This is a genomic window from Enterobacter sp. R4-368 (assembly GCF_000410515.1).
Lineage (GTDB): Bacteria > Pseudomonadota > Gammaproteobacteria > Enterobacterales > Enterobacteriaceae > Kosakonia.
Genome location: NC_021500.1, coordinates 4,192,467 through 4,205,834, shown reverse-complemented (window position 1 = coordinate 4,205,834; position 13,368 = coordinate 4,192,467). Strand labels below are relative to the sequence as shown.

13 protein-coding genes and 1 other RNA gene are annotated in these 13,368 nt (G+C 55.5%); 5 read left to right on the top strand and 9 right to left on the bottom strand.

The genetic code is table 11. The annotated features are described in order from the left end of the window. The gene (locus tag H650_RS19585; protein ID WP_020456786.1) at window positions 1-594 is read right to left on the bottom strand and encodes an SH3 domain-containing protein; all 594 of its coding nucleotides are present in this window, start codon (window positions 592-594) and stop codon (window positions 1-3) included. Between the two features lie 156 nt (window positions 595-750). Here H650_RS19585 and H650_RS19580 point away from each other — a divergent pair, with 156 nt between their 5' ends. After that, complete coding sequence (locus H650_RS19580) at window positions 751-1,161, top strand: GFA family protein (RefSeq protein WP_020456785.1); 411 nt, start codon at window positions 751-753, stop codon at window positions 1,159-1,161. A 31-nt stretch (window positions 1,162-1,192) separates the two neighbouring features. Here the strand turns inward: H650_RS19580 and ffs are convergent. After that, window positions 1,193-1,289, bottom strand: an RNA gene (gene ffs, locus H650_RS24875) — signal recognition particle sRNA small type. A 165-nt stretch (window positions 1,290-1,454) separates the two neighbouring features. Between ffs and H650_RS19575 the strand changes: the two genes are divergently transcribed. Continuing rightward, complete coding sequence (locus H650_RS19575) at window positions 1,455-1,766, top strand: MGMT family protein (RefSeq protein ID WP_020456784.1); 312 nt, start codon at window positions 1,455-1,457, stop codon at window positions 1,764-1,766. A 32-nt stretch (window positions 1,767-1,798) separates the two neighbouring features. On the opposite strand, the gene H650_RS19570 is transcribed toward H650_RS19575, so the two are convergent. Continuing rightward, window positions 1,799-2,368 carry a YbaY family lipoprotein gene (locus tag H650_RS19570; protein WP_020456783.1) on the bottom strand — a complete coding sequence of 190 codons (570 nt, stop codon included), beginning with the start codon at window positions 2,366-2,368 and terminating at the stop codon, window positions 1,799-1,801. 215 nt (window positions 2,369-2,583) lie between these two features. Between H650_RS19570 and tesB the strand changes: the two genes are divergently transcribed. Next, entirely contained in the window at window positions 2,584-3,444 is an 861-nt protein-coding gene (gene tesB / locus H650_RS19565; RefSeq protein ID WP_020456782.1) for an acyl-CoA thioesterase II, read from the top strand. A gap of 75 nt (window positions 3,445-3,519) precedes the next feature. Here the strand turns inward: tesB and amtB are convergent, their stop codons facing one another. From amtB to H650_RS19540, 5 genes are all read right to left on the bottom strand, one after another. Beyond that, complete coding sequence (gene amtB / locus H650_RS19560) at window positions 3,520-4,806, bottom strand: ammonium transporter AmtB (RefSeq protein ID WP_020456781.1); 1,287 nt, start codon at window positions 4,804-4,806, stop codon at window positions 3,520-3,522. Between the two features lie 31 nt (window positions 4,807-4,837). Beyond that, window positions 4,838-5,176, bottom strand: coding sequence for a P-II family nitrogen regulator (gene glnK, locus H650_RS19555; protein WP_002891893.1), 339 nt, complete (start codon window positions 5,174-5,176; stop codon window positions 4,838-4,840). A gap of 255 nt (window positions 5,177-5,431) precedes the next feature. Further along, window positions 5,432-7,210, bottom strand: coding sequence for a SmdB family multidrug efflux ABC transporter permease/ATP-binding protein (locus tag H650_RS19550; RefSeq protein ID WP_020456780.1), 1,779 nt, complete (start codon window positions 7,208-7,210; stop codon window positions 5,432-5,434). Continuing rightward, the gene (locus H650_RS19545; protein ID WP_020456779.1) at window positions 7,203-8,966 is read right to left on the bottom strand and encodes a SmdA family multidrug ABC transporter permease/ATP-binding protein; all 1,764 of its coding nucleotides are present in this window, start codon (window positions 8,964-8,966) and stop codon (window positions 7,203-7,205) included. Before H650_RS19545 ends, H650_RS19550 begins: the two co-directional genes overlap by 8 nt. A gap of 51 nt (window positions 8,967-9,017) precedes the next feature. After that, window positions 9,018-9,476, bottom strand: a complete 459-nt coding sequence (locus H650_RS19540; protein WP_017458897.1) for an Lrp/AsnC family transcriptional regulator — start codon at window positions 9,474-9,476, stop codon at window positions 9,018-9,020. Between the two features lie 115 nt (window positions 9,477-9,591). Here H650_RS19540 and H650_RS19535 point away from each other — a divergent pair, with 115 nt between their 5' ends. After that, window positions 9,592-10,638 (top strand): PLP-dependent cysteine synthase family protein, encoded by a 1,047-nt coding sequence (locus H650_RS19535; protein WP_020456778.1) that lies wholly within the window; start codon window positions 9,592-9,594, stop codon window positions 10,636-10,638. A 42-nt stretch (window positions 10,639-10,680) separates the two neighbouring features. Here H650_RS19535 and cof read toward each other — a convergent pair whose 3' ends face one another. Continuing rightward, window positions 10,681-11,499, bottom strand: coding sequence for an HMP-PP phosphatase (gene cof, locus H650_RS19530; RefSeq protein WP_020456777.1), 819 nt, complete (start codon window positions 11,497-11,499; stop codon window positions 10,681-10,683). Between the two features lie 110 nt (window positions 11,500-11,609). On the opposite strand from cof, the gene H650_RS19525 reads away from it, so the two are divergent. Further along, complete coding sequence (locus H650_RS19525) at window positions 11,610-13,307, top strand: SgrR family transcriptional regulator (protein ID WP_020456776.1); 1,698 nt, start codon at window positions 11,610-11,612, stop codon at window positions 13,305-13,307. Window positions 13,308-13,368 lie beyond the last annotated feature (61 nt).

Sequence of the window (13,368 nt, the reverse complement as noted above, 5' to 3'; positions counted from 1 at the left end):
TCAGGCCGCAGGCGCTGTCAGCGGCTTTATCGACTGGCTGTTAACCCAGCCAGTGGTGCTTTTCCCTGACTCGCTAATAAACTGGATCTGCGTCCAGCCCTGCCCGGTTTTCAGCACCCCCACCACATCATCTTTGACAATCCACGCCTTGCGCCGCGTGCTGGTATCCGGTGTGCTGCTGAGATAAACCCGTTCATCAACCACTTCGGCGAGAGAAACCCATTGTGTCGACTGGGTTTTACTCAACTCAATCCCCTCGTTGATCTGCGGCACCATCACATTCATGCAGCCGTCATGGTTTTGCCCGTTCACAATCTTCAATGTCACGCCGTCCACCGTAGCGGAAAGATGCCCCGGCAGCACATCGGAAGACCAGCTGGAAATTTCCGCCTCCCCGGCCGGAGAGACGTTACCCGCCAGCGCAAAGGAGCAGTTTCGCGTCATGCCAACACCCATGGTTTCAGAGTAGTAGCCCATAACCTGCCCGGAGGGTGATACCGCCAGTTGCAGCCCTTCATAAACCCCTGACTGCAACGTAGCGGCAAAAGATGCCGTCGATACCGATAACGTCAATGCCAATACGATGTTGCGCATACTCCCTGCCCTTTTATCAGCATTATTTTTTGCGGCTACAGCGTACCGTTTCTGCATAAAAACATCACCAGTGAACCCACGCGTTTTCCCCCACCAAAAAAGGTAAAAAAGGCTAAGGTTGAAAGACCCGTTTGATTTGTCTTGATGAGGAAAGCGATGGCGGAAAAATTAATGGCGCAGTGTCACTGCGGCGCGGTGGCGTTTTCTGTGCAGCTTTCGGACGGTTTTAACACTGTGCGGCGCTGTAATTGCTCTTTTTGCCGAATGCGCGGCGCAGTTACCGTGTCGGCCCCGCTCTCGGGCATTGAGGTGATTAAAGGCAAGGATAAATTGACCGAATATCGCTTTAACACCGGAACAGCTGTGCACTATTTTTGCTCGATTTGCGGCATCTACACCTTCCATCAGCGGCGCTCAAACCCGGATCAGTATGGTGTCAATGTGGCCTGTATTGCCGGCGTTTCGCCCTTCGACTTTGCGCAAGTTCCGGTTTCAGAAGGTGTTCATCACCCTTCGGATGGCGGAGAAGATGGCATTGCGGGGTATTTGCGTTATTCACGCGAGTGAGAAAAACAAAGGAAGCAGAATTGGGTGGGGGCCCTGCCAGCTACATCCCGGCACACACGTCATCTGCCCTGGCTGCTTCCTTCCGGACCTGACCTGGTGAACAGAGTAGCGTTGCGGGAGAACCAACAGAGCCCCCATTGAGAGCGTTGTTAACCAACGCGCTGGCGCATTATCCCTATCCGGGATGGCAATTGCAAGCCGCGCCGGGGCGGATGCTGGTTTCTTGCGCAATCCCCTCTTCACAGCACACGATTGGCTGTTTATGCTGCCTCTTCTTCCTTCAGGACATCACAATGGATACACAGGACTCTTTCCCGCAGCGAGTGTGGCAAATCGTTGCCGCCATACCCGAAGGCTATGTCACGACCTATGGTGATGTGGCGAAGCTGGCCGGTTCACCGCGCGCGGCACGCCAGGTGGGCGGCGTGCTGAAACGCTTACCGGAAGGCAGCACATTACCGTGGCATCGGGTGGTGAATCGTCATGGTTGTATCTCGCTGACCGGGCCGGATCTACAGCGTCAGCGTCAGGCGCTGCTGGCGGAAGGCGTGGTGGTGTCGGGAAGTGGGCAAATCGATTTACAGCGTTATCGCTGGATCTATTAAGGCTCCTCCCAACCGGGAGGAGCACAATCAGATTAGTACTGCGTCGGCGCAGGTGTCGCTTCCGACGGGTTTACCTGAGTCGGAGAAGTGGAAGGCACTGTTGTTGCCGCCCCACCACTTTGTTGCAGCGGCACAGCGGTTTGCTGTACCGGCACCAGCGTCAGGTCAACTTTTGTACCGCCCTGGTTGATAACCGGCTTAACCGTATCGGTAATAAAGACGATTTTGTTGTCAATGGTAATCGCCGCGCTCAGCAGGATGCGGGCGTTGGGCTGAATATCCGCCGGGTTAAATGGCAGCACAAAGCTAAACGGTGACTGTTTACCTTCAGTACGGACAGCTTTCTGCGCCAGTACCTTCGACGGCGCATCTGCCTGCGAAGCATCAGAAACCGTCACGGTGAGTACCGCGTTTGGCGGCAACGCCACTTTCTGACGGATCCAAACCGTACCCGAAACATTCGGTTGCGTGATCGCCGGTTTATTTGTTGCCGCAGGTGCATTTGGGTTGGGTGCAGGTGTCGGAATATCGCCGCCCTTTTGGGCGCAGGCAGACAGCGCGACCGCGACTGCTAAACCACTTAACATGTGCACGAGTTTCATTGATTTCTCCTTATCTTCAATGCACCGGCAGGCGTTTCGCCCGCCAGGATGTGTGGTCAAACCATCGTAACCTGAACAAGTGTGGCACACGTGCGGGATATATTCCTGCAAACTGCCATCTATTCAGATTATTGAACCCATCGGACCAGCAATTTTTCCAGGTTATACTATTCGGATAATTCGCTCCGTCAGCCGTTATTAATTTGAGGAAATCTATGAGTCAGGCGTTATCCAATCTGCTGGCATTACTGAACCTGGAAAAAATTGAAGAGGGCTTGTTTCGCGGGCAGAGCGAAGATCTCGGCTTGCGCCAGGTTTTTGGCGGCCAGGTCGTCGGCCAGGCTTTGTATGCCGCCAAAGAGACCGTTCCTGCCGAGCGCCTGGTGCATTCGTTCCATAGTTACTTTTTACGTCCGGGCGATAGTGAAAAACCGATTGTTTATGATGTGGAAGTGCTGCGTGATGGCAACAGTTTCAGCGCCCGACGCGTTGCGGCCATCCAGAACGGCAAACCTATTTTCTATATGACCGCGTCGTTCCAGGCACCGGAAACCGGCTACGAGCACCAAAAAACGATGCCGCCGGCACCGTCGCCGGATTCACTGCAATCCGAAACGGATATTGCCCGCGCGCTTGCCCACTTGTTGCCTCCGCAGGCCAAAGAGAAGTTTCTCAGTGACAAGCCTCTGGAGATCCGCCCGGTTGAGTTTCATAACCCGCTAAAAGGCCACGTTGCCGATCCTACCCGCCAGGTATGGATCCGCGCAAACGGCACCGTGCCGGACGATTTCCGCGTGCATCAATATCTGCTTGGATATGCTTCGGACTTTAACTTCCTGCCGGTTGCGCTTCAGCCGCATGGTGTGGGCTTTCTTGAGCGTGGTATGCAGGTTGCCACCATTGACCACTCCATGTGGTTCCATCGCCCGTTTAATATGAACGAGTGGTTGCTCTACAGTGTGGAAAGTACGTCAGCTTCCAGCGCTCGCGGTTTTGTGCGCGGTGAGTTCTATACGCAAGAGGGTGTGCTGGTGGCCTCCAGCGTGCAGGAAGGCGTTATGCGCAATCGCAACTAACTGCGCTTTAAATGCTTTAAAAAGAAAAGCCTCCGATCGGAGGCTTTTTTATGCTCAGGAGATAACTCAACGTAATCAGGCGTTATAGGCGTTTTCGCCGTGGCTGTTCACATCCAGCCCTTCACGCTCTTGCTCTTCCGGTACGCGCAGACCTACCGTCATGTCCGCCAGTTTGTAGCCGATAAAGGCCACCACGCCAGACCACACGATAGTGATGGCAACGCTTTCCAGCTGCACCAGCACCTGATGGCCCATGGTCACACCTTCAGCGAAACCGACACCGCCCAGCGACGTAGACGCGAAGATACCCGTCAGGATACAACCGACGATGCCGCATACACCGTGCACACCGAAGACATCGCACGGGTCATCTACACGCAACATACGTTTCAGCGCAGTAACGCCCCACAGCCCAGCCAGACCGGCAATCAGCCCCACAATCAGTGCGCCGCCGACACCCACATAACCACAGGCCGGGGTGATACCAACCAGACCCGCGATGGCACCAGAACAAGCACCGAGCAGAGACGGCTTGCCGCGCATTGCCCATTCGCCAAATACCCACGCCAGAATAGCGGCCGCAGTAGCAACGACAGTGTTCACAAAGGCCAGCGCCGCGATTTCGTTCGCCGAGCTTGCAGAGCCAGCGTTGAAGCCAAACCAGCCAACATAGAGGATAGCGGTACCAGTGAAGACCATCGGCAGGTTATGCGGTTTGAATGCTTCTTTGCCAAAGCCCACGCGTTTACCAATCAGGTAAGCACCCACCAGACCTGCAATCGCGGCGTTGATGTGAACAACCGTACCGCCCGCGAAATCCAGCGCGCCGTGGGTTGCCAGCAGACCGCCGCCCCAGACCATGTGTGCAATCGGCACGTAAGAGAGCGTCAGCCATACCACCACAAAAATCAGCACCGCAGAGAAGCGAATACGCTCAGCCAGCGCGCCGACAATCAGGCCAACGGTGATACAAGCGAAGGAACCCTGGAACGCCACGTGGATATACTGATAAATGCTGCCCATCACGGCTTTCAGTTCGATGTTTTTCAACATTGCCCAGTTGAAGCTGCCGAAGAAGCTGTTGCCCTCGCCAAATGCCAGCGAGTAGCCATACACCACCCACAGGATGCACACCAGAGCGAAGGTGACGGCAACCTGCGTCAGCATTGACAGTACGTTTTTACCGCGGATCAAACCGCCGTAAAAAAGCGCAATGCCCGGAATGGTCATAAACAGCACCAGCGCGGTGCAAATCATCATAAAGCCGTTGTCGGCTTTATCCGCCACAGCGGGAGCCGCCATCGCCAGGCCTGGCAGCAACGCCAGCGAAGCAAGAGCTGTTTTTAATGTTGTGTTTTTCATTGTTCCGATCCCCATCACTGTGTGTCTTGTATTACAGTGCCGCTTCGTCGGCTTCGCCGGTACGAATACGAATGACGCGTTGCAGCTCGGCAACGAAGATTTTGCCGTCGCCAATTTTTCCGGTGTAGGCCGCTTTGCTGATCACATCGATCACTTCATCGAGTTGATCGTCAGCGATCGCCACATCAATTTTCACTTTTGGCAGGAAATTGACGCTATATTCCGCACCGCGGTACAGCTCAGCGTGACCCTTCTGACGGCCAAAGCCTTTCACTTCAGTTACGGTCAGCCCTTGAATACCAATAGAAGAAAGCGCTTCACGCACGTCTTCAAGTTTGAATGGCTTAATCACCACGGTAACCAGCTTCATAGATCCCCCTCCAGTCGAATTCGATAATGGCCGCAGCTAACACGCAATAGACATTGCAATCGTTGTGCCAGGAATGAAAACAGGGAAGATTTCAGGTTGTTAGTGCGCCCGGACGGGCAGAGCAAGAAAGGGGAAAAACTTTGCTTATGATTCGGCAGGTTAAGCGCAAAGAAAAACGCACCATGACAGTGCATGGTGCGTTACTTTTTTGCACCAACAGAGAGTCCGTGAAGGTGCGTGCTTAATTTTGGTGCATCAGGCGATAAGCGACTCTTCGCGCGCGCTGGCAGCCAGCTCCTCACCGGCAAGCTGTAACTGATACATCTGCCAGTAACGGCCCTTCGCTTCAAGCAGTTGCTGATGAGTACCGCGCTCAACCGCCTGGCCGCGATGCAGCACCAGAATCGTTTCTGCCTCAACAATGGTCGATAAACGGTGGGCGATCACCACCAACGTCGTATGCTCACGCACGGCCGCCAGCGCGTGCTGAATTGCCTGTTCGGTGCCGGAATCGATGTTCGCTGTCGCTTCATCCAGAATCAGGATCTGCGGCGTATCAACCAGCACGCGCGCCAGCGCCAGCAGCTGTTTTTGCCCCACCGAGAGGTTATTACCCTGCTCGCCCAATCGTGTGTAAATACCGTCGCTCATCGTGCGCGCCAGCTCAGCTAACTGCACCGTTTCCAGCGCTTTCCACACCTGTTCTTCGCTGATTTCACGCCCCAGCGTCACGTTAGCGTAGAAGCTGTCCGCCAGCACTACCGGATCCTGCTGCACCATCGCCACACCTTTGCGCAGCGGCGCATGCCCTAATGCAGACAGAGGACGCCCGTCCAGACGGATCTCCCCTTTCGTCAGCGGGTAATAGCCCATTAACAGGCTGGCCAGCGTACTTTTGCCACTGCCGGTGTGCCCGACCAGCGCGACAAAACTGCGCGGCTCCACGTGCAAGGAGATATCCTGCAGCACCAGTTGATCGTCGCGGTAAGCAAAAGAGAGATTGTCGATATCGATAGACCCGCTTTGCAGCGGCGCGTCATCATAGCCGTAAGTCTGGCGCGGCCTGTCCATCAGCTCGAACACGCGCTCACCGGCGACTACCGCCTGCTGCAGCATTGACTGCTGCGTTGTCAGTTCAATCAACGGCTCGTTAAGACGCCCGAGATAGCTGATGAAGGCATACAGCACCCCAACCTCTACCGTGCCTACGGACGAGAAACCGAATAGCATCAGCAAGCCACACAGCACCAGCGCGGAGAAAAGGCTCAACAGCGGACGCAGCAAAAAGCCGTCCAGCCGCAGGGTTTGCATGCGGGCGATATAGTGCGAACGGCTGGATTCGCTCATTCGTTCCCCAAAACGCGCCTGCTGGCGAAACTGCTGAATAACGCTCATCCCGTTGATGATTTCGTTGAAACCATCATTGATATCCGCCAGATAAGCACGCATGCGCCGCACAATCGGCGTGCTGTAACGCTGGTAAAGCAGCATCACTATCAGCACCGCCGGGAAAATCGCCATCGCTACCAGCGCCATGCGCCAGTCGAGGCTAAACATCGCTACCAGCATCGCGCCAATCAGCGCCGCGCTGCGCAACACCGTTGCCACCACCGTGACGTAGAGATCGCGGATCACTTCAGTATCATTGGTCACGCGCGAAATAATCTGCCCGACAGGCTGGGTGTCAAACGCGCTGAGCGGCTGACGCAGGGCGGCATCCATCACATCGGTACGCAACTGTTGCACCACGCCGACCGCCGCCTGGTTAAACAGCAGCGCTTGCGCATAATGCAGCAGGGCCGCAAGTAATTGCAGGCCGACATACACCGCCGCCATCCCGGCAACCATGCCGAGCGGCAGATAGTTTTTCGCCACCATATTATCGATAAAGTAGCTGATCAGCGCCGGGCCGGAGACTTCGGCAATCGCCGCGACCCACAGCATCAGCACCGCTTTAGCCAACGGTTTGCGCCACGGCGAGCCGTATTTCAGCAAGCGTTTCAGCGTTGGCCACTGTTTGGTGAAATTACGCATCAACCGCCTCCTGCGGAACATCATTCAGCGCCGCCTCAAGTTGCTGATAGCGATACATATCGCGATACCAGCCCGGCTGGCGCGCCAGTTGCTCGTGCTGGCCGCGTTGTGCGATGTGCCCATGCTGCATGACAATAATCTCACTGGCCTCGGTCAGCGCCGACAGGCGATGCGCGCTGATAATAACGGTGCGCCCTTCGCCCCACTGGCGCAGGTTGTGCAAGATCTGGTGTTCAGTACGCCCATCTACAGCGGAGAGCGCATCATCAAGGATTAAAATCTCCGCATTCAGCAGCAGCGCACGGGCAATTGAGATCCGCTGTTTTTGCCCGCCAGAAAGCATCACGCCGCGCTCACCCACTTCGGTGTCATACCCCTGCGGCAAACGCAGAATATCGTCGTGCACGCTGGCAAGTTTCGCCACATGCTCGATCTCCTCCTGCGTCGCGCCAGGTTTACCCAGCGCAATATTGTTGCCCACGGTATCGGAAAAGAGGAATGGCGTCTGGTTGACCACCGCCAGCCGGCTGCGCCAGGCGTCCAGTTGCAGGCGCGTCAGGGGGATATCATGAAAACGGATATCGCCCTGCTCAACATCGAAATGGCGCTGAATCAGAGAAAGCAATGTGGTTTTCCCGGCGCCTGTCGGGCCGCAAATGCCCAACATCTGGCCTGGCGCCAGCGTCGCTGCCACGTTGTTAAGCACCGCGCTCCCGGTCTGCGGGTAACGAAATTCACGGATGGCGATATTCAGGTTACCGCGCCCTTCCGGCACCGGTTCGGTGCCGTCATTCACTACCGGTGCTTCCGCCAGCATATCGCGGATACGGCTATAAGCCGCGCTGCCGCGCTCGACGATATTAAACATCCACGCCAGCGCCAGCATCGGCCAAATCATCAGCCCCAGATACATAGCGAAGCTGGTTAACTGGCCGAGCGTTAAGGAACCGTGCACCACCATCCAGCTACCGCCGCCAATCGCCAGCATATTTGCCATACCAATGGCGATATAAATGGTGGGATCAAAACGGGCATCAACGCGCGCCACGCGCATGTTTTTTGCACCGGTATCTGCCGCCTCACGGCTGAACAACGCCGACTGGCGATCCTCCAGACCAAACGCTTTGATCATGCGAATGCTGGTCATGCTCTCCTGGGTTCGATCGTTTAACGCGGAAAACGCCGCCTGCGCCAGCTTAAAGCGCTGATGCAACTGATCGCCGTAACGCTTGATAACCAGCGCCATAATCGGCATCGGTAATAGCGACAGCAGCGTGAGCTGCCAGCTGATTTGCGTTGACATCACCACCAGCACCACGCAGCCCATCACCAGCGAATCCACCAGCGTCAGCACCCCTTCGCCCGCGGCAAAAACGACGCGATCGACATCGTTGGTCGCGCGGGCCATCAAATCACCGGTGCGGTGGCGGAGATAAAATTCCGGATGTTGTCGGCTCAACTGACGGTAAAAATCTTCCCGCAACTCAACGGCCAGTTGATAGGATGCACCGAACAGCCAGACGCGCCAGACGTAGCGCAGCAAGTAGGTGACAATAGCCACAGCGACTAAAACACCTACCCACATCCACACTTGTTGCGAGGTGAAGTGCTGTTCGGTGACGCCATCCACCACGATCCCCACCACTTTGGGCGGGATAAGCTGCAAGATAGCAATGATAATAAGTAAGGCGACAGCCCCGAGATAGCGTTGCCATTCCCGGCGAAAGTACCAGCCTAACTGAGCAAATAATCGCACGCGGTTACATCCTGAACGTGATTTTCCGGCAGTGAATTACTGCCGCGAGGGTTATTCAATGGGCAAAGCCGTGGTGTATTTTATCTGTTCCATGGCGAAGCTAGAAGTGACATCTGACAGCCCCGGAACGCTGTTCACCAGCTTCTTGTAAAAGTCGTCATAGCGTTTCATATCTGCCACCTGCACACGCAGAAGATAGTCGTATTCTCCCGCCATGCGCCAGAAACCGAGCACTTCCGGCATCTGCGTGACTTCGTTAACGAAGCGACAGTACCAGTCGCTGCTGTGATGCTGGGTTTTGATCAGCACAAATGCCGTTAAATTTAACCCCAGTTTTTCGGCATCCAGCACTGCCACCCGACCGAGTAAAATGCCGTCATCTTCCAGCCGCTTCAGACGTTTCCAGCACGGTGTGGTGGTCAGATTAACGGCATCTGCCAGCGCCTGCAAAGAGAGCGAACAATCCTGTTGCAGCAGCGAAAGCAGTTTGCGGTCAATTTTATCTAACATTACCCACCTCAGGAGAATATTTTTCTCTTAACAGTCTAATACAAAGGCGAAATGACAACCCTTTTTTCTTTCTCTTTCGCTAGACTGGGCACAAAATGACAAACGGATAACCACCATGAATAGCAACTGGGTTAAATACGCTATCAACGAAATTAATGCGGACGCACAGCGCTCAGCAGATACCCATTTGATCCGCCTGGCGTTGCCGGGTTTTGCAGGCATCAACCTCTATTTAAAAGATGAAAGCACTCACCCGACCGGCAGCCTGAAGCACCGTCTGGCGCGCTCGCTGTTTCTTTACGGCTTATGCAACGACTGGATCAAAGAGGGCACCACGATTATTGAAGCCTCCTCCGGTTCCACGGCGGTTTCAGAGGCGTGGTTCGCACGGCTTTTAGGTTTACCGTTTATTGCCGTGATGCCGCACTGTACGGCGAAACGCAAGATTGAGCAGATTGAGTTCTACGGCGGTCGCTGCCACTTTGTCGATAGCGCCTGCGAGATTTACGCCGAGTCCGAACGGCTGGCGAAAGAACTGAACGGTCACTATATGGATCAGTTTACTTTTGCCGAGCGCGCAACCGACTGGCGTGGCAATAACAACATTGCCGACAGTATTTTCCGCCAGATGAAAAATGAACCGCATCCGCAACCCGACTATATTGTGATGAGCGCGGGCACCGGCGGGACCTCCGCCACCATTGGCCGCTATATTCGCAGCCAGGGGTATGACACCCAGTTGATGGTGGTCGATCCTGAAAATTCAGTGTTTCTCGACTACTGGCAGCATCGCGACGCCAGTCTGCGAAGCGCGGTAGGCAGTAAAATCGAAGGCATTGGCCGCCCGCGTGTGGAACCCTCGTTCATTGCCGACGTTGTTGATGAGATGCTGCGCGTGCCGGATGCGGCAAGTATTGCCACCGCGCAATGGCTGGAAACGCAACTGGGGCGCAAAGTGGGAGCATCCACCGGTACCAATATGTGGGGCGTGTTGCAGCTTGCCGCGCGGATGCGTGAAGAAGGCCGCAGCGGCTCTATCGTGACGCTGCTCTGCGATAGTGGTGAACGCTATCTGGACACCTACTACAACCCGCAATGGGTAGCGGCGAACTTTGGTGATATTGAGCAGTGGAAAGCCGAAATCACCCGCCTTACGGCATAAAAAAAGCCAGGCAGTAGCGCCTGGCTCGCTGGAAAGATCTTTTCATTCGGGGGAATAAGGAAGATTGGGTGTGTCCAGCCAGTGGGTCAAAAAGTGTGATACTGCCTGATCCCGGCAGTGTCCAATTACCGGTAAATGGGGTAGCGCCGCACGCAGTTGCGGCATGGCGTTGCCCATGATCATTCCTTTTCCGACGCTTTCGAGCATCTCTCTGTCATTCATCGCATCGCCGAATGCCATGCAATCCTGCAACGAATAACCCAGCGTTGTGCTGAGCACCGCCAGCGCCGAGCCTTTATTGCACCCCACCGGCAGGATTTCCAGGCAGTCCATCGCGGAGAAACACAAGTGTGCGCGTGCGCCCAGCACCTCATTTAACTGAATGCGCAAACGGCAAAGATCGTCGTGATCGCCAACAAAGCAGATTTTGGTCACGTCATGCGCGGACAGGCGTTTGAGATCGGTGAGCTGGTAGGTAAACCCGCTATAAAGGTGCGCCTGCAATGTCTCTGGCAACGCTTTGTCGGTCAACCAACCCGAATCATTGAAAACATGGACAGTGGCCTCGGTTTCCCAGCGGCTGTGCAGCACCAGATCGGCCACTTCCGGGCTGAGATCCTGGCGATACAATACGTCACCTTCACGAGAATGGATCCGCGTACCGTTGCCGGTAATTAAAAAAGCGTCAATCGCGATAGCGCTAAGAATACGGCGCATCTCCAGCGCGTGACGCCCGGTGGCAAAAGCGAGCGTCACCTCCCGCTCATCCAAGCGCCGGAGGGTTGCTAAGGTTTGGTCGCCCAAACGATGGTCGGGCATTAACAGGGTGCCATCCATGTCAAAAGCGGCCAGACGTGCCATGATTTTTCTCCGCGTGTAGTGCGTTTTTGTGAAGTTCAGTGTTGTGTTCCAGTATTGCGTGGGATATACGGAAGTAATAGTGAATAGATAAAAATTATTGTTCCGGGTTTATGCGACAACTCAATCGGCTTAATCAATACCAGCGTCTGTGGCAGGCATCCGCCGGGGAGGCGCAATCCGTCAGCATTGGTGAACTGGCGGCGCGCTGTTTTTGCAGCGAGAGGCATATGCGCACGCTGCTGCGCCAGATGCAGGAAGCAGGTTGGTTAAGCTGGCAGTCGCAATCCGGGCGCGGCAAGCGCGGCGAGCTTCATTTTCTCGCCACACCTGAATCCCTGCGTAGCGAAATGCTGGAGTTCGCGTTAAACGCCGGGCAACAGCAGAACGCGCTGGCGTTAGCGCAGCTCGATCCTGACGATCTGCGCGCGTTGCTCAATCCCTTTCTGGGTGGCTTATGGCAAAACGAAACGCCGACGCTGCGTATTCCCTATTATCGCCCGCTGGATCCGCTGGTACCGGGCTTTCTCCCCGGCCGTGCGGAGCAGCATTTAGCCGGGCAGATTTTTAGCGGCTTAACGCGTTTCGTCACGCGCAGTTTCCAGCCGCAGGGCGACCTGGCGCATCACTGGGATATCAGCCCGGATGGCTTGTGCTGGCATTTTCATCTGCACTCAACGTTGCACTGGCATAACGGCGACGCCGTGACGGCTGAACAGTTGCAGGCGCAACTGCACAAGCTGCTGACGCTGCCCGCCTTGCAAAAGCTATTTGCCAGTGTCGAACGCATCGACATAACGCATCCCTGGTGTTTGACCTTCAAGCTGCATCACCCGGATTACTGGCTGGCGCACAGGCTAGCCAGCTATGGCAGCCGTCTGGCGCACCCGCAGCAGCCGATGCTGGGCACCGGGCCTTTTCGGCTGGTGACATTCAGCCGGGAACTGGTTCGCCTGGAAAGCCACGACTATTACCACCTGGGCCACCCGCTGCTTAAAGCGGTGGAATTCTGGATAACCCCGCAACTCTTTGAGCAAGATCTCGGCACCAGTTGTCGGCACCCGGTACAGATTGCCATTGGCGAGGCCGATGAGTTGCAACACTTGCAGCCGGTGAGTAACAGTATCAGCCTGGGGTTCTGCTACCTTACTCTGCGCCCGGGTGCACGGTTGAATGACGCCCAGTTACGCAGGCTGGTGCAGATTATTCATCACTCTTCGCTGCTGCAAACGCTGCCGCTGGATGAGAATCTCATCACGCCAAGCCAGGAGCTATTACCCGGCTGGCAAATGCCAGACTGGCCCACTGAACAGGTTTCGCTACCGGGCAAACTTACGCTGGTTTATCACTTACCCGTGGAGTTACATACCATGGCGGAACAGTTTAAGCGGCATTTGCAGACACTTGGCTGCGAGTTGACGGTGATTTTCCATGACGGCAAAAACTGGGAAGGTTGTACTCATCTCGCCAGCGCCGATTTGATGATGGGTGACAGGCTGATCGGCGAAGCGCCAGAATGCACGCTGGAACAGTGGTTGCGCTGCGATCCGCTGTGGCCAAACCTGCTGAGTACGCAACAATTTGCGCATCTGCAAGCCACACTGGATGCGGTTCAACGCCAGCCCGACGAACAGCAGCGCAACCGCGCACTACAGGATGTTTTTTATCACTTGATGGACAACGCCATTCTCACGCCGATGTTTAATTATCAGTACCGTATCAGTGCGCCGCCGGGCGTGGAAGGGATCCACTTAAATACGCGCGGCTGGTTTGATTTTGCCAAAGCCTGGCTCCCTGCCCCATTGCTGTGAAGAAGCTGGTCGCTGCCAGTCGCTCGCGCTACCATAGCGCTTTATTTGTCATTGTCAGGAA

What these genes read in the sequence shown, in the direction of transcription:
- cof (WP_020456777.1), bottom strand. Translation starts at nt 11,499, where the DNA reads ATGGCACGTCTGGCCGCTTTTGACATGGATGGCACCCTGTTAATGCCC.
- tesB (WP_020456782.1), top strand. Translation starts at nt 2,584, where the DNA reads ATGAGTCAGGCGTTATCCAATCTGCTGGCATTACTGAACCTGGAAAAA.
- H650_RS19535 (WP_020456778.1), top strand. Translation starts at nt 9,592, where the DNA reads ATGAATAGCAACTGGGTTAAATACGCTATCAACGAAATTAATGCGGAC.
- amtB (WP_020456781.1), bottom strand. Translation starts at nt 4,806, where the DNA reads ATGAAAAACACAACATTAAAAACAGCTCTTGCTTCGCTGGCGTTGCTG.
- glnK (WP_002891893.1), bottom strand. Translation starts at nt 5,176, where the DNA reads ATGAAGCTGGTTACCGTGGTGATTAAGCCATTCAAACTTGAAGACGTG.
- H650_RS19585 (WP_020456786.1), bottom strand. Translation starts at nt 594, where the DNA reads ATGCGCAACATCGTATTGGCATTGACGTTATCGGTATCGACGGCATCT.
- H650_RS19570 (WP_020456783.1), bottom strand. Translation starts at nt 2,368, where the DNA reads ATGAAACTCGTGCACATGTTAAGTGGTTTAGCAGTCGCGGTCGCGCTG.
- H650_RS19550 (WP_020456780.1), bottom strand. Translation starts at nt 7,210, where the DNA reads ATGCGTAATTTCACCAAACAGTGGCCAACGCTGAAACGCTTGCTGAAA.
- H650_RS19540 (WP_017458897.1), bottom strand. Translation starts at nt 9,476, where the DNA reads ATGTTAGATAAAATTGACCGCAAACTGCTTTCGCTGCTGCAACAGGAT.
- H650_RS19580 (WP_020456785.1), top strand. Translation starts at nt 751, where the DNA reads ATGGCGGAAAAATTAATGGCGCAGTGTCACTGCGGCGCGGTGGCGTTT.
- H650_RS19525 (WP_020456776.1), top strand. Translation starts at nt 11,610, where the DNA reads ATGCGACAACTCAATCGGCTTAATCAATACCAGCGTCTGTGGCAGGCA.
- H650_RS19575 (WP_020456784.1), top strand. Translation starts at nt 1,455, where the DNA reads ATGGATACACAGGACTCTTTCCCGCAGCGAGTGTGGCAAATCGTTGCC.